We start from the raw sequence: 15,449 nt of genomic DNA, 5'->3' as shown, positions 1-15,449 counted from the left end.
AGCAGGATCGTGCGGCCCCAGCCCTGAACTGGCTGTTGGAAGACGCGCTGGACAGCACCGCGGAGTTGAGCCGACGCGCTGTCCTCGAAAAGGCAAAGGGTGTACACACACGCACGGACGTCCTCGCCGCTCTCGACCTGGGGGTTGCTCGCGGCCTCGTTATCCTGCACCTGGCCCCAAGAACGGTTTTGTGTACCGTCGTTGTGACAGTGCGCCGGAGCGCCCCGGCAGTGCGCCAGAGCAGTGAGTGTCAGTGCGCCATAAGAGTGGCGCACGGCGCACACAGGTCTGCGAGGAGTCAGTGCGCGGAGCAGTCACACCACGGAGGGAGGCTGTAGGCGCTAGGACAAGTCTCTAGTCCCAATGGCCGAGTCTTGCTCGACCTCATTCGAGGACCCGCCCTGACGCAGGAGGTTTGCGTACGCGCGCCCCGCGGCCACCAGTTCGTCGTGTGTGCCCCGTTCCACCACCCGGCCCCGGTCGATGACGAGGATCTGGTCCGCGTTGCGGATGGTGCTGAGCCGGTGGGCGATGACCAGGCGGATGACGTCGGGAGACATCTGCTCGATGGCAGAGGTGATGGTGTGTTCGGTGGCTGGGTCGAGATGTGCGGTGGCCTCGTCCATTATCAGGATCTGGGGCTTCCCGAGCAGGATGCGGGCGAGGGCGAGGCGCTGGCGTTCGCCGCCGGAGAGCCGGTAGCCGCGGTCGCCGAGTGTGCTGCTGAGGCTGTCGGGCATCTTGCGGATGGTGTCCCCCAGACAGACCTGGTCGAGGACGCGCAGCATGTCGTCGTCGGTGGCGTCCGGGCGGTAGAGCGCCAGGTTCTCCCGGACCGATGCGTGGAGAACCAGTGCGTCTTGGGTAAGGACTCCGATGAGTTCGTTCCGAGGTTCTCGCGTGAGCTCGTGCACCTGCGTGCCGTTGACCGTGACCCGACCGGTGGTGGGCAGGTAGACCCCGCTGGCGAGCATCGCCAAGGTGCTCTTGCCCGAGCCCGTGACTCCCACCAGTGCAGTGACACCGGGGGTCAGGGTCATCGAAACATCGGAGATGGTCCACTCGCCGGTATCAGTCGCGCGGGAGCGCAGCGACGGGGCGGTGGCTTCGGGGCCAGTGTGACGGAACCAGACGTGGTCAAAATCCAGTGACGTGACCCGACAGTCCAGTTCCCGGTAGCCCTCTCTTCGTCCGGAGGGGTAGTCGATGATCTCGAAGACCCGGTCGACCGCGACCATGGCTGGCACGAGTCCGATGCCTTGCATCGCGATCTGGGTCAGTGGCCGGTACAGGAGCGCGACGAGCCCAGCTTGGGCTATCACGTCGCCGATGGACACAGGGCCGGACCCCACGCGGACGCTGGCCACCAGGTAGACGCTCGTGACGCCGAGCCCGCTCAGAGCATTCAGCAAGAATGAGGACCGGAAGAAGTTGATGTTGCGAAGCCGCGCCGCCGCTTGGATGTCGCGGGCAATGCGCTGGAACTCTGACTCCACGCGGGTGTGGGTGCCGAGGATTTCGCGGCCCACGGCGGCAGGCACGTTGAGCTGCTCGGTCATGTGGTGGTTCAACTGCGATCTGGCCGCGGCCTGACGGTTTCCGGCCTCGTGAAGGCGCCGCTCGATGGGCCGTAGCGGAGCAAGGAGCAGGGGGGCGGCCAACAGCGCCACGAGCGCGGCCATGGGGTCCAGATAAACCAGACCAGCCAAAGCGAGCCCGAAGGTCAGCGTCTGGCCAACGATCGTCCCCAAGACGACCTGGATCAACGACTGGGCATCCGAGGCGTCCCCCGAGATGCGGGACACCAACTCGCCGGCCTTCGACTGCGAGTAGAAGTCCACAGGGCGCCGGACCATGCTCCGAAAGACGTCGCACCGCAGCTGGTAGGTGATCTGTACCGACACCAGAGAGCCGAACCAGCTCCCCAGCGCAGAGCTCCCGGCAGCCAGCAACGTTGAAGCCAGTCCCGCCCAGGTCCACGCCAGGGCCACGTCGCGCTGCAACCGCACCAGACCGTCATCGACAGCCCTGCGGAACAGCAAGGGGGCAGCAGTGTCAGCCAACGCATCGGCCACGAGACACACCGCAAACCCCACCAGTCGAGCCCGGCCAGCCGCATCCCGAAGGCCGAGGTCCACCAAACGCGGGAGCAACACCCGCAGGCTCCTCGTACCTGCTGCACTTGCGCGCCCTGTCAAGCGGGCAACCGGCACAGTGCGCCCCACCTCGCGGCCCACAGGCCAACTGAACCGACCACAGTCACGCGCCCATGCTCGCAGCCGAGCACACAGTTCGCACGGCATTTTGTTGCCCGCGCGCCCGCTCGCGCCACGTCGCGTCATCCCTCACACGCCCAAACTCGGTTGCAGTGATCCCTTTCGTCAGCGAGGGTCTGAATCGTGATCGAACACGCTCTGACCCCCATTGCCGATGACGTCAACTCGCTCGGGCTGCCTTGGGCAGTCGTCGGCGGGCTCGCGTTGTGCGCCCGTGCCACCCCGCGCGCCACCGCAGACGTCGACATCGCCCTCGCCGTCCCCAGCGACGCGGTGGCAGGGAGCGTGGTGGAGCGCATGACCGACGCAGGCTACGTCGTGAACGAGTCGATCATCCACGACGAAACCAAGCGCCTCGCGACCGTTCGGCTCACCACACCCGCCCACCTAGGAGCACTGCCCCTCGACCTCTTCTTCGCCAGCTCAGGCGTCGAGACAGAGGTGGCGTCCGCCGCAACACCAGCCGAGCCCATCGCCGGGCTGGCACTGCCTGTCGCCACCCTCAGCCACCTCATCGCGGTCAAGTTCCTGTGGCGAGCCAACGAGAAGCGAGACCGCGACCTGAGAAACCTGCTGAGCTGTGCCACCGAAACCGACATCACAGATGCCCGGTACCTGCTCCAGACCATCACCGAACGCGGCTACAACCGAGGACGCGACCTCACCCAAGGGCTTAGCGATTGGCTCTCCGCCAGCAGCGTTCCTGCCGTCCGTGACGGTCAAGTCTGATCGGAGTCACAGGCTGCAACGCAGCAACCGTCGCCCTGAACATGAGGCGGGCCAGTTTGGCCCCCATTTACATGCGCCAGACCTGCCAGCCCAGAACGGCCTTCTGACTACGTGGAACACAAGTCGGGGCGACAGGACTCGAACCTGCGGTCTCCTGCTCCCAAAGCAGGCGCGCTAGCCACTACGCTACGCCCCGTTCCGAGCGACCCGGTCGCACGGCGTCGTCCAGTCTATCCAGATCCGCGGACCTCGCTGCGCCACCCCGGACAGCCCGGCAGACTTGAGCCCGGTGACGTCGGCCAGACCGCCGCCCGCCCCAAGCACCGATCAGAGCCGATTGCAGGAGAACCTCGTGAGCGCACCCACCGTGATGGTCGTCGGAGTCGGCGGCATGGCCCGCCACCACCTCGACACCATGATCGAACTGTCCCAGCTCGACGCCGATCGAGCGCTGGGAAAGGTGGTGTTCGTCGACCCGCTGCCCAGTTCGATCGAGGCTGGCCTGGCCAAGTTCGAGGCTGCCGGACTTCCTGCACCATCGGTGTACACCAGTCTGGACGAGGCCTTGGCAGACCCCGAGCTCGGAGTCGACCTGGCCCTGATCGCGACCCCCCACAACCTGCACCACCGGTTGGCCGTCGCCTGTCTCGAGGCCGGAATCGACGTCTGGCTCGAGAAGCCGATGGTCTGCACCGAGGCGGAAGCCCTCGACCTGATCCGGGTGCGTGACGAGACCGGACGACTGTTGGTGATCAGCTTCAATGGCTCCCTCTCACCGCAGGTGCGCAAGGCCCGAGAGCTGATCGACGCCGGCGCCATCGGCACCGTGACAGGCATCCACGCGTCCGTGTGGCAGGGCTGGAAGGCCGAGCAGACCGGCACGTGGCGCACCGACCCCGTGCAGTCGGGCGGCGGGTTCATGTTCGACACCGGGGCGCACATGCTGAACACCGTCAGTGACCTGGCCGGGGCCGACTTCACCAAGGTCAGCGCCTGGCTGGACGAGTCAGACCTTCCCGTCGACGTGCTCGGCTCGATCAGCGCCCGCACCGCGACCGGTGCCATGGTCACCCTGGCCGGATGCGGCGACACCATCACCGTCTGTGAGTCGGACGTCAAGGTGTTCGGGACGAAGGGGATCCTGACCACCGGCGTCTGGGGCGAACGACTGCTGCTCCAGACCGATCCGCGGGTTCCGGCCGAGGAGGTCGAGGTTCCCCGTGCGGTGGGGCCCTGGCAGACCGTGCTCGAGGTGCGAGAGGGCGTGATCGACAATCCCTCGCCGGCCGAACTGGGACTGCGCATGTCCCGGCTGTGGGACATGGTGAAGGCATCGGCCGCCCGCGGCGGGGCCCCGGTCGAGCCCACCCGCTGAACCCGGGGTCGTCCAGTTCGGGTCACGTCCGCACGACGGCGAGGGATGGCTCAGCGCACGGGAAGGGCGTGCAGGGTCCGGGTGAAACCACGCTCCAGCAGCACCAGCCAGACGATGGTGGGCACCAGCGACAGCAACGACACCACCAGACCGACGGGTCCCACGTTGGGCGGGACCACCATGGTGGCGCCCGTGATCAGTCCCACCAGGCCGACGGCCGGGCCGAGCAGGCGGTGACGCCAGATCGGCCACGAGAACAGCAGCGTGCTGGTGGCCCCGAGCAGATAGCTCACGCCGAAGGTCCCGCCGTTGTACAGGGTCAGCAGCAGTTGGCCCGATGCCACCAGCGCAGGGCGCTCCGCCTCGGTCGCGGTCTGGTACTGCGACGACAGCGCCCACATCGAGAAGGTGGCGTCGCGGGAGACGACGAACAGGGTCACGCTGACCAGACCCGCGATCAGCGCGAGCGTGGCCACGGTCGGCGCGTGGGGCCGCACGACCAGGAACATGGCGAGGTACAGCGGCACCATCACCAGGTAGTCGAGTGTCAGCAGCAGGTCGAGGTCGAGCAACCCCAGCAGGGGGTTGCGCTGGAACAGCGAGAAGTACTCCAGCACCGTCTGGGGAGGTGGGCTGAGCAGGTAGATGGCGGCCTGGATCGGGATCAGGCACACCACGATCAGCACCGAGACCCTCGCCAGCGCCACCATCGGACGCCACCGCCCCAGGTCGTGCACCTGGTCGGATTGGTCGACAGCCATGATCCCCAGCCCCCCGGGGGATCCCGGGCCTCCCCCACCCTTGGCACGCTAACACCGCACCCGTACCCGGGAGTCGCGCGGTGGAGGTTGTCGACGTGGACTCGCGCACACGTCGTCCTGCCTCGTCAGACGGGGATTAAGGGTGCTCCATCCGGGGTGGGCCGCCCGCCTCTTCTGGCCAACTCGCGCTGAGCCAACGCCAACCCACCGCGCTCGAGCCCGGCCATGGCTGAGTAGGCGCTCCACACCACTCGTCCCCACTCCCGGACGACCACCCTCAGGTCACCGGTCAGGTGTTCGAGGGCGCCAGCGGTGTTGCGATGCTCGCTCGGCAGCGGCACTGGGAGCACGTGCGCTTGACCCACCGGGGCGTGGGCTTCGACGTCGATGCGCCAGCGGGAGGATCGTCCGCTCAACTGCCAGCGATCGTCGCCGACGGTCGCCCGCACGGGCGTCACCACCGGGTCGCCCAGGCGCACGAGCCTCCCGTCGGGCAATCGGACGACCAGTCCCGTGACCTCGGTGCGCAGGGGGCCGGCGCCGACCTGGCCACCCGCGAAGGCCACGCAGGCACCCTCATCGGCGAATCCGTGGGCCTGCCCCCACCACCATGCCTCGGGGAAGCCGCCGCGGCCCCAGTTCTTCTCCCCGTAGACCTGGGCGTCGGTGAATGAGAACTCGTCCTCGGCCACCGTGACACGACCGGTGGCACGCCCACCCAACAGCCAGGGGTGCCAGTACTGGTTGAGGGCCGGCACGATCTGGAACACGCTGGACCCTCCCCAGACCGGACGCGGCCACCGCAGGTCGGGCTCGATCGTCGCCTCGAGGTGAGCACCAGGCAGGTCGACCCGCAGCAGGCGATCCGTGCCGTGGAAGACCTCACCGCTGTGCGCCCCGAGCCCGCCGGGGTCGGCCCGACCACCCTTGTGGGCTGTGGTCACGAGCCGGCCGGGCACGAAACCCTTCCCCGACCCAGACGAGGACGTCGCCACACCCACCGTTGACCACGGGCCGCGGGTCCCCCGGTTCACCCCGATCAGTGCCACCACCCCCGTGACGGCGTGGTGATCCGCCAGAAATACCCCTCCATCGCCACCCCATGGGCGCGCTCCGGTTTGCCCCAGGGGAGGTCGGCGCCGGTTCCGCGATAGCGCCTCAACCAAGCTGAGGCCGGTCCCCTGGTCGCCATCATCCGGCCATGTCGGCAGCGACCCTGAAGCCGGTGTGCCCGAGCGATGAGTCCGGGCTGGTGTGGGTTCGAGCCGAGGTGCGGTAGCGGTGACAGTACGAGGCGTGGCACAGGTACGAGCCACCCTTGGTCACCCGGTCGGCGCCCGTGTCGGGTCCGCGGGGGTTGAGTCTCGTCTGAGGACGGTCGGGTCGATGCCAGGACGGGGAGAACCAGTCAGCTGTCCATTCCCAGACATTGCCCGAGGTGCAGTACAGGCCGTACCCGTTGGGCCGGTAGCTGTTCACGGGGGCGGTGGCGAACCAGCCATCGGCCCTGGTGTTGTGGTCGGGGAACTCCCCCTGCCAGACGTTCATGCGATGCTCGCCGCCCGGCTCGAGTTCGGCTCCCCACGGGAACCTCTGGTGCTCAAGCCCACCCCGGGCCGCCTTCTCCCACTCCGCCTCGGTGGGAAGTCGTCCGCCCACCCAGGCGCAGTAGGCCAGGGCATCGTTGAACGAGACGTGCACGACCGGATGGTCCCCGAGGCCCTCCAGGTCCGAACCGGGTCCGAAGGGGACGCTCCAGAGCGCTCCTCGCACGCCTCGCCACCAACCGGCGCTCGGTACCCGTCCCTCGAGCACATGGGCCCGCGCCGTGGGGTGCACCAGGTCGGCGAAGACGAACGACCAGCCGTACCGCTCCGCCTCGGTGACGAAGCCCGTTGCCTCGACGAACTGCGCGAACTGGTCGTTGGTGACGGTGTGGGCGTCGATCCGGAACTCATCGACGTGCACCCGGCGCGCGGGACCCTCACCGTCGGCGACGAAGACCTCCCCCGAGTCCGATCCCATCACGAAGTCGCCCGCCGGAACCGTCACCAGACTCGCGGGAAGGGATCCCTGGTGCGTCCCCACCCCGGGCGAGGACCAGTCGGACGCCATGGGCACGGGCCCTGACCCGCCCCGATCGGCGGCTGGTGCGCAACAGTGGTTCACCCGGACGACCCTACGCAGAGCTCGCGGACCGCGTCGACGATCACCTGTGGACGGTCGAGCATCATCAGGTGCCTGGAGGTCACGACCTGGTGGCGGGCTCCCAGTAGGCGGGCCCACCGTGCCTGGGTCCGAACCCACCGCCTCGTCCAGCGGCGCAGGTGTGAGTCTTCATGGGCGGCCGTGAGCACGATCGTCGGAAGACCGTCGGGCCAGGCTGCCCGACGCCTCAGCTCGATCAGGTCCCACGCCTGCCAGTCATAGGCGAACGACTCGGCGGTGGCCGCGGCCAGGGTGTCGGGGTCGGCGTAGGTCTGGGAGAGTCGCCCGCCGTGCAGGTTGCGGAACTCACGCGTGCTCTGCACCCAGGTACCCAGGTGCCAGGCCAGACTGCCGACGGCCCCCAACGGGGCGGACCCGGTCGCCGAACCCACCAGCCCCGCGAGCCGGGCCGTACCCTCCCTCGGCGGACGCACGGGCCATTCGACGGAGCCGTCGACCATCACCACCCCGGCCACCAGCTCGGGACGGGTACGGGCCACTGCCTCGACGATGAACGAGGCCATCGAGTGGCCCACCAGCACCGCAGGTGAACCCAACCGTTCCAGGAGGGCGACCAGGGTTGCCTGCTCCTCGGTCAGGGTGGGGAGGGTGCCCGGCCAGGGGGTGCCGCCGATCCCCGGCCGGTCATAGGAGACCAACCATTCGCGACCGTCGAAGGAGTCGGCGACATCCCGCCAGAACTGCATGGCCAGTCCGCACCCGGCGATCAGCACGATCGGCCGTCCTTCACCGGCCCGCGTCCTCACCTGAACCGTCCGTCCACCCAGGTCGACCACTTCGCCGTGGGGTTCAAGGCCGGCCATGTCAGCCCCCCACCCTCGACCGTGGCCGCACCAGGGGGAACGCGATGGTCTCGCGGATGCTGGTGTCGGTGAGCATCATCACCAGACGGTCCATGCCCATGCCGAGGCCGCCCGAGGGCGGCATCGCGTACTCCAGGGCGGTCAGGAAGTCCTCGTCCAGCTCCATGGCCTCGGGATTGCCCCCGGCGGCCAGCAATGACTGGGCCGTCAACCGCTGGCGCTGCACGACCGGGTCGACGAGTTCGGAGTAGGCCGTGCCGATCTCGGCCCCGAACGCCACCAGGTCCCATCTCTCGGCCAACCGGTCGTCCTCGCGATGACCCCTGGTCAGGGGGGAGACGTCGGCAGGGAAGTCGCAGTAGAAGGTGGGCGCCACCGTCTTGTGCTCCACGAGGTGCTCGTACAACTCGAGGACGACCTCACCCCTCGTCCAGCTGGGCGCGGTCGGGATGTCGAGCCGGTCGGCCAGCGAGACGAGTTCTTGCTGGGTGGTGTCAGCCGTCACGGTCTCACCGGTGGCCATCGACAGCGCGTCGTTGACGGTCATCACCCGCCAGGGCTGCGACAGGTCGACCTCACGGCGCACGCCGTGGTGATCGGTACCGCGCACGATGGTGTGTCCGTTGGCCGCGAGTGCGGCCTGGACGATGATCTCCTCGGCGAGACCACGCATCACGGTGTAGTCGCCGTAGGCCTGGTAGGCCTCGAGCATCGTGAACTCCGGGTTGTGGGTGGCATCGGCTCCTTCGTTGCGGAAGTTGCGCCCGATCTCGAAGACCCGGTCGACGCCGCCCACCATCAACCGCTTGAGGAACAGCTCGGGGGCGATCCGCAGGTACAGCTCGAGGTCATAGGCGTTGATGTGGGTACGGAAGGGCCGGGCGTTGGCGCCACCGTGGATGGTCTGCAGAATGGGCGTCTCGACCTCGAGGTACTCGCGGTTCTGCAGGGTCTCGCGTACGGCACGCAGGGCGTGGGAGCGGGCGCGCAGCTGGTCGCGGGCAGCTTGGTTGGTGATCAGGTCGAGGTAGCGCTGGCGCACCCTGGTCTCGGCATCGCTGATGCCCGAGTACTTGTCGGGCAGCGGGCGAAGGGCCTTGGCGGTGAGCGTCCAGCTGTCGGCATGGAGCGAGGGCGTCCCCCGTTTCGACGGAGCCACCTCGCCACTGAACCCGACGTGGTCGCCCAGGCTGACGACGCCCACCAGCTCACAAAGCCGCTCGGGCCCCAGCCGGCCTCGGTCGAGCAGCACCTGCGCCTCGCCGTACCAGTCCTGCAGCCGGATGAAGACGACCCCGCCGTGGTCGCGGATGGCGAGCACCCGGCCGGCGACCGTGACGTGGGCACCACGGTTGGCCAGCACCACCGCGCTGGTCGCGGCGTCGGGAACGAACGAGGCCGGGTAGGGCTCGACTCCTCGGTCGAGGAGCCCCGCCCGGGTCCTCATCCGGTGGGCGACCTGCTCGGGCACCCTCACCTGGGGCAGTTCGGGAGCCGGCGGCTCGAGCGCAGCAGCGAGCCCGGGATGTTCCGAGAAGCGGATGCGGGGTTGAGCCGGGAGTGGCAGGGGACGAAGGATCCGGGGCGCATCGACATAGCCCTCCGCGATCCCCAGGGCCAGGCCGACCGTACCCAGGTCGACGGTGTCCTCGACTGCCAGGTAGCGGGGTGACCACGTGGGGCTGTACTTCACGTTCGAGCGGTAGAGCTGTTCCAGTTGGAACCACCGGGAGGCCACCAGCAGCATCCGCCGCTTGAACCTCTGCACCGGTGTCGCACCCAGTTGCACTCCCTCCTCGAAAGCGGTGCGGAAGACGGCGAAGTTGAGCGACACCCGAGCGATGTCCTGATCGCGGGCCTGGTGCATCAGGCCCACCACCATGAGCTCGTTGACGCCGTTCTCTGCCTGCGGCGATCGCCTCATCAGGTCGAGTGAGACCCCGTCTCGCCCCCACGGCACGAACGACAGCAGTCCCATGGTGCGTGCAGACCCACCGGAGGCGGCAGGAGCGAGAGCCTCGACCATGAGGCAGTCACCGTCGAGGTCATCCCCCAGCCGACCCAGGGCCATCGAGAATCCGCGTTCCTCACCACCGACCCGCCACTGGTCGGCCAGGTCGGAGAGCTGGCCCAGTTCGCTGCTGGGGATCTGACTGTGTCGACGTACGCGCACCGTCCACCCCTCACGCTGCAGGTGGTGGGCCGCCTGACGAACCCCACGCAGCTCCCGGCTCTCGAGGTCGAAGGTGGAGGGGGTCAGCACCGCTTCGTCCCCCACCCGGATGATGCGCATGCCCGCCTCCTCCCACCGTTGCGCGGCGGTGGACGAGGCACCCACGACCGCCGGCGTCCACCCGAAGGTGCGGGCCTCCTCGACGAAGGCCTTCATGACGGCGGGCCAGTGTTCGACGGCACCGATCGGGTCGCCGGAGGCCAGGCACACCCCCACCTCGACCCGGTAGGCGATGGCTGCACTGCGATCAGGGGAGAAGACCGCCTGCTTGTCGCGGCGGGTGGCGAAGTACGACAGGGAGTCGCCGCCGTGCCGGGCCAACAGTTGTCGGATGGCGATCTCGTCGTCCAGGGCCAGGGTGGCGCGGGACCGTTGGCTGCGCAGCAGGGTCTGCAGCGCCAGGAAGAAGCTGGCGGCGATCAACGCACCGACGATGGTGGCGACCCACGGTGGCGGGATCGCGCCCTGCGGGGTCGACCCGGTTGCCATCCGGCTGAGCAGGGCGAGCAGGCGGCTTCGGGGCCGCCCCTGGCCACCGCTCAGCCAGGTGAGCACCCAGCCGATCAGCACCGAGGTGACCAGTCCCACCGCCAGCACCAGCCCCGCCTTGCGCAGGTTGCCCCGGGCCGAACGTGCCGAGAAGTCCCGCCGGCGCACGATCAGCACCACCAGGAGGCCACCCAGGGCGACCGCGCTGAGCACCAGTTCGGGGAGGGTCTCGATGTCGTGGCGCTCAGGACGGTCGAAGGATGGGAGGTGGAGGGCGGCGACACCGATCAGCGCGACCGCCGTTGCCAGCCACAGCAGGCCCAGGTAGCCGACCGCGATCCACCACGCCAGTCGTTTCCTCCTCATCAGTCCGACCCCGAGGACCAGCAGGAAGGCGGCCGCACCAAGTCCGGAGCCGTCGACCGGCACCAGCAGGGTGGAGTAGAGCGAGAGCAGCAACCGCACCCAGGGTGTGTGGCGGAAGAAGGTGTCCAGCACCAGCAGCGTCACACCGACGAAGAAGACGCGGCTGATGAACACAGGGGCGAAGCGATCGCGCGGAGTCACGCCGTCCAGAATGTCACGGGGTCGATGACTGCGGAGGTGCCCCGCGCGTGCTCACCACGGCTGCCCGAGCACGAGCCACGCGATCACCTCTGGCGAGGGCTGGCCCGCCAGCAGCGCGGCTGTGGCTTGGCGGGCACACTCGGCCACCGGCGCGACCCACCTGTTGAGACTGGTGATCTGCGCGGGCGCCAGCGGGGCCAGCGCCACTGCGACCGCCACTGACAACGGGTCGGCGTCCACCTCGCCGGGCAGCCCCGAGCCCAGCAGCGCCAGCAACCGCAGCGCGCCGGGGGTGGCCCTACCGGTGATCAGGTCGAGTTCAGGTCCCGGCTCCCCCGCGCTTGGGCTCGGCCCCGGGGCGGGATGGCCTACCACCGAGAGCGCCATCAGTGCGTGCAGCCGGGCGACCTGGGACCCCGGCGCCGGAGCCAGGCGCGGCAGGGCGTCGATGATTGCCTCCGACACGTCGGCCGATCCGGTGTGGACGAGTTCCCGGGCGGCAGCGGCGAGCGCCAAGGGCCTCACCGATCCGCGTGCGAGGCCCTCCTCGACGGCACCGAGCAGGTCGTCGTCCGTCCATGGTCTCGCCAGACCCGACTGGCGTGCTGACTGGGCCAGCACCAGGGTCGGGATGGTCAACCGTTCCGTCTCGGTCAGGGCGCGGGTGAGCACGTCGTCCAGATCAGGCAGTGTGAGCACGGTCAGGACCGTCTCGCCGCGTTCCTCCGGCACGGTGACGTGTTGGGTCTCTCCGAGCGAGGGCGGGAGTTCGGAGCCATCGCCCAGCAGCACCGGCTCCCCGGCGCTCCTGACCAACCGGTCGGGCCACCAGACGGGCAGGTGCCTGAGGAGACTGGCCGGGGCATCAACCCGCTCGACCACCCACTCGCAGGTGCTCGCGGTGCCGCCCCGGAACAGCGGCAGGCCGGGCTCCGCGTCGGTCAGGGTGAATCCGGCGACCTGCCGGACGACCAGACAGTCGGTGCCGCGGTCGACCAGCAGGAAGGCTCGCGCTCCCCCACCCCACCGCTGCACCACCGAGTCGTGGTCGAGACCGAGCCGCAGTCCGGGAAGCGCGATGGGATCGCCCGTCGCACCACCCAGCGGCGCTCCGGTGGCGTCGACCACCCGGACCCGCAGGCGCAATTGGCCACCGACCACCCAGCGGACGGTGGCCACCTCACCTGAACCGGACAGCCAGACGGTCTCCAGTTCGTCGTCGACGGCGAGTTCGGCGACCAGGCTCCAGTCGTCGTCGAAACGGACGCCCAGACGACGGGCGATGGCCCGCTCGCGATCGGCACCGGCCTCGACCAGGTCGACCAGACCCCTTCCGACCGGATGCACCCTGCTGCCACCCCAGGCGAGCGACCCGGTCAGCGGTGCTGACACGTGGGGCACCAGTAGAGGTTCCGTCCGGCGAGTGGTTCGGTGCGCACCTCGCTGCCGCACACGTGGCAGGGCAGTCCGGCCCTTCGATAGACGTACACCTCGCCGCCGTGCCGGTCGATTCGGGGAGGCCGGTCCATCGCCTCGGGGGTGTGGTCGGCCGTCACCGTGTCGATCCGCCCCATCGCCACACCGTCGGCCATCAGCACCACGAGGTCGTCCCAGATGGCGCGCCAGATCTCGTGCGGCACCTGGTTGCCGGGCAGGTAGGGGTCGATCCGGTGCCGGTACAGCACCTCGGCGCGGTAGATGTTGCCCACCCCGGCGGCGACCTGCTGGTCCATCAGCAGGGCGGCGATCGGCCGGCCCGACGCATGCAGCCTCGACCATCCGCGTTCGGGGTCGGCGTCGGGACGGATCGGGTCGGGGCCCAGCTTGGCGATCTCCAGTGTCTGCTGCTCGACGGTGATCAGTCGGCATGTCTGGGGGCCACGCAGGTCGGCCGCAGTCGTCCCGTCACTGATCCGCAGTCGGACCTGACCCCAGGGGGCCCGGTCGGGAGCGATCATCAGCTTCCCGATCAGTCCCAGGTGGATCTGCACGACCGAGGGCAGGGGCACGTCGAAGCTCACGAACAGGTGCTTGCCCCACGCCTCGGCGGTGACCAGGTCGTGCCCGTCGAGATGGGAGGCCTCGTCGGCGAAACGCCCCTGCGGGCTGCTCACCCGCACCGGGCGTCCCGCGAAGTCTGCCGTCAGGGCGTCGGCGAGACGGTGGATGACGTGTCCCTCGGGCACCTCAGGCCTCGATCGAGCCGGTCACCTCGTACGTGGTCAGCATGTCGATGCGGCGCTGGTGGCGCTCCTCGAAGCTGAACGGGGTGGTCAGGAATGCGATCGCGATCTCGAGGGCAAGTTCCTCCGTGGTGAAACGTCCGCCGATGGCCAGGCAGTTCGCGTCGTTGTGCTGGCGGGTGAGGCTGGCCAGTTCCACCGTGTTGGCGAAGGCGCAGCGCACACCCTTCACCTTGTTGGCGGCCATCAGTTCACCGTTGCCGGAGCCACCGAGGACGATTCCTCGGTCACCGGGCTGGGCGGCCACTGCCTCGGCCGCCGCGATGATGAAGGGCGGGTAGTCGTCCTGGGGGTCGAGCACCTCGGCGCCATGGTCGACGACCTCGAAACCGGCGTCGCCCAGTTTCTCGGCGAGGTACTGCTTGAGCTCGAAAGCGGCATGGTCGGTGGCCAGATGAACGCGCATGCGTCCAGTTTGGCAGCCTCATCTGCCTTTGTCGTGGCCGCTGCCCGTTCGGTAGCGTCCTCGACATGAGCGACCTTGAACTGCGCACGCTGACCACCACCGACGATCCGACGTCCGAGAACATCGCGTGGCTGCAGGCTGTCGCGCTCGGTTTCCACGGCCAATCGCTCACCGACGAGCAGCTGAAGCGATGGAACTCCGAGGCGCACCGGCAGGGCATGAGGGCCCGGGGCGTCTACCGCACCGACCTTCCCGAAGGCGCCTACCCGGGCCCCGTGGGTACGTTCATGAGCTACGACGCCCTCGTGAACACCGGCGGGGGCCACCTGGAGACCGCCAACCTGATCTCCGACGTGACGGTGCGCGCGAGCCACCGACGCCGCGGCATCCTGCGCACGATGATGACCGCCGACCTGACCGAGGCGCATGAGCGAGGTCTCGCCTTCGCCTCGCTGACCGTCACCGAGGCGGTCATCTACGGCCGTTTCGGATTCGGGGTCTCGTCGCTGCACCAACACGTGGAACTGGACGTGACGCACGACTTCGCCCTGCGACACCAGCCGACCGGGCATTGCGAGATCGTCGATGCCCGCTCGGAGTGGGTGATGGACCAGCGGGATGCCCTGTTCCGCAAGACGCTCGAGAGCACCCGTGGGGCCCATGACCGGCAGCTCTTCTACCGCGACCGGCTCTCGGGCGCCTGGGACTACGACCAGGGTGGCGAGAACCGCAAGTTGCGCACCGTGGCCCATTGGTCGCGGGCTGGCGAACTGGACGGCATGGCCACCTTCGAGTACGGGGACTGGACCGATCACGAACTGGTGATCAATGACCTGGTCGCCCTCACCCCGCAGGCAGAACTCGCCCTGTGGGACCACTTGGGACACCATGACCTCGTCCGCAAGGTGACCTGGCGGGTCGCCAACCCGCACTCCCCCTTGCGGTGGGCCCTGGTCGACTCGCGACGACTCGAGGTCAAGGGCCACCGGGACTGCACGTGGCTCCGGGTGCTCGACCCGGTCAAGGCCCTGTCGGTGAGGGGTTGGCGCGACGACGGGACCGCCGTCATCGACGTGGCAGACGACCTCGGCTTCGCCGCTGGCCGGTTCCGGATCACGGTCGAGGGGGGCACCGCCTCGGTCGAGCGGACCCATGACGAACCCGATGCACACGTGGGCGTGCAGGAACTGGGCAGCCTCTACTTCGGAGTGGTCGAGCCGAGCACCCTGGCGGCAGCCGGGCGAGTCCACGGGACGCCCGAGGCGATCGCCCGACTCGACGACCTCTTCGAGGTGGACGACCAGGCGTTCAACAACTCGCACTTCTGAGGACCCTGCC

Annotated in this window: 12 protein-coding genes and 1 tRNA gene; 3 read left to right on the top strand and 10 right to left on the bottom strand. The window is 68.8% G+C overall.

Features of this window, described 5'->3' with window-relative positions:
- Window positions 1–341 precede the first annotated feature (341 nt).
- Window positions 342–2,237 (bottom strand): ABC transporter ATP-binding protein, encoded by a 1,896-nt coding sequence (locus tag QQZ11_RS09550; protein ID WP_284550063.1) that lies wholly within the window; start codon window positions 2,235–2,237, stop codon window positions 342–344.
- 162 nt (window positions 2,238–2,399) lie between these two features.
- Between QQZ11_RS09550 and QQZ11_RS09545 the strand changes: the two genes are divergently transcribed.
- Window positions 2,400–3,005, top strand: coding sequence for a hypothetical protein (locus tag QQZ11_RS09545; protein WP_284550062.1), 606 nt, complete (start codon window positions 2,400–2,402; stop codon window positions 3,003–3,005).
- A gap of 123 nt (window positions 3,006–3,128) precedes the next feature.
- Here the strand turns inward: QQZ11_RS09545 and QQZ11_RS09540 are convergent.
- A tRNA-Pro gene (locus QQZ11_RS09540) sits at window positions 3,129–3,201 on the bottom strand.
- Between the two features lie 156 nt (window positions 3,202–3,357).
- Between QQZ11_RS09540 and QQZ11_RS09535 the strand changes: the two genes are divergently transcribed.
- A complete protein-coding gene (locus QQZ11_RS09535; RefSeq protein WP_284550061.1) occupies window positions 3,358–4,380 on the top strand; it encodes a Gfo/Idh/MocA family protein in 1,023 nt (340 codons plus the stop codon).
- Between the two features lie 50 nt (window positions 4,381–4,430).
- On the opposite strand, the gene QQZ11_RS09530 is transcribed toward QQZ11_RS09535, so the two are convergent.
- The 8 genes from QQZ11_RS09530 to QQZ11_RS09495 form a co-directional block, all read right to left on the bottom strand.
- A complete protein-coding gene (locus tag QQZ11_RS09530; RefSeq protein WP_284550060.1) occupies window positions 4,431–5,141 on the bottom strand; it encodes a DUF4386 family protein in 711 nt (236 codons plus the stop codon).
- A 125-nt stretch (window positions 5,142–5,266) separates the two neighbouring features.
- Complete coding sequence (locus tag QQZ11_RS09525; RefSeq protein WP_284550059.1) at window positions 5,267–6,100, bottom strand: tocopherol cyclase family protein; 834 nt, start codon at window positions 6,098–6,100, stop codon at window positions 5,267–5,269.
- Window positions 6,101–6,332: 232 nt separating this feature from the next.
- Complete coding sequence (locus tag QQZ11_RS09520; RefSeq protein ID WP_284550058.1) at window positions 6,333–7,256, bottom strand: formylglycine-generating enzyme family protein; 924 nt, start codon at window positions 7,254–7,256, stop codon at window positions 6,333–6,335.
- Between the two features lie 50 nt (window positions 7,257–7,306).
- The gene (locus QQZ11_RS09515) at window positions 7,307–8,173 is read right to left on the bottom strand and encodes an alpha/beta fold hydrolase (protein WP_284550057.1); all 867 of its coding nucleotides are present in this window, start codon (window positions 8,171–8,173) and stop codon (window positions 7,307–7,309) included.
- Between the two features lies 1 nt (window position 8,174).
- Complete coding sequence (lysX, locus tag QQZ11_RS09510) at window positions 8,175–11,462, bottom strand: bifunctional lysylphosphatidylglycerol synthetase/lysine--tRNA ligase LysX (protein WP_284550055.1); 3,288 nt, start codon at window positions 11,460–11,462, stop codon at window positions 8,175–8,177.
- 51 nt (window positions 11,463–11,513) lie between these two features.
- On the bottom strand, window positions 11,514–12,863 hold the full coding sequence (locus QQZ11_RS09505) for a hypothetical protein (protein ID WP_284550053.1): 1,350 nt from the start codon (window positions 12,861–12,863) through the stop codon (window positions 11,514–11,516).
- Window positions 12,839–13,648, bottom strand: a complete 810-nt coding sequence (locus QQZ11_RS09500; protein ID WP_284550052.1) for an Fpg/Nei family DNA glycosylase — start codon at window positions 13,646–13,648, stop codon at window positions 12,839–12,841. Before QQZ11_RS09500 ends, QQZ11_RS09505 begins: the two co-directional genes overlap by 25 nt.
- A 1-nt stretch (window position 13,649) precedes the next feature.
- On the bottom strand, window positions 13,650–14,111 hold the full coding sequence (locus QQZ11_RS09495) for a ribose-5-phosphate isomerase (RefSeq protein WP_284550051.1): 462 nt from the start codon (window positions 14,109–14,111) through the stop codon (window positions 13,650–13,652).
- Between the two features lie 65 nt (window positions 14,112–14,176).
- On the opposite strand from QQZ11_RS09495, the gene QQZ11_RS09490 reads away from it, so the two are divergent.
- A complete protein-coding gene (locus QQZ11_RS09490; protein ID WP_284550050.1) occupies window positions 14,177–15,439 on the top strand; it encodes a GNAT family N-acetyltransferase in 1,263 nt (420 codons plus the stop codon).
- Window positions 15,440–15,449: the final 10 nt, after the last annotated feature.

The organism is Aestuariimicrobium sp. T2.26MG-19.2B (assembly GCF_950101875.1).
In the GTDB taxonomy this organism is placed as follows: domain Bacteria; phylum Actinomycetota; class Actinomycetes; order Propionibacteriales; family Propionibacteriaceae; genus Aestuariimicrobium; species Aestuariimicrobium kwangyangense.
This window is presented reverse-complemented; position numbering and strand designations above follow the sequence as displayed.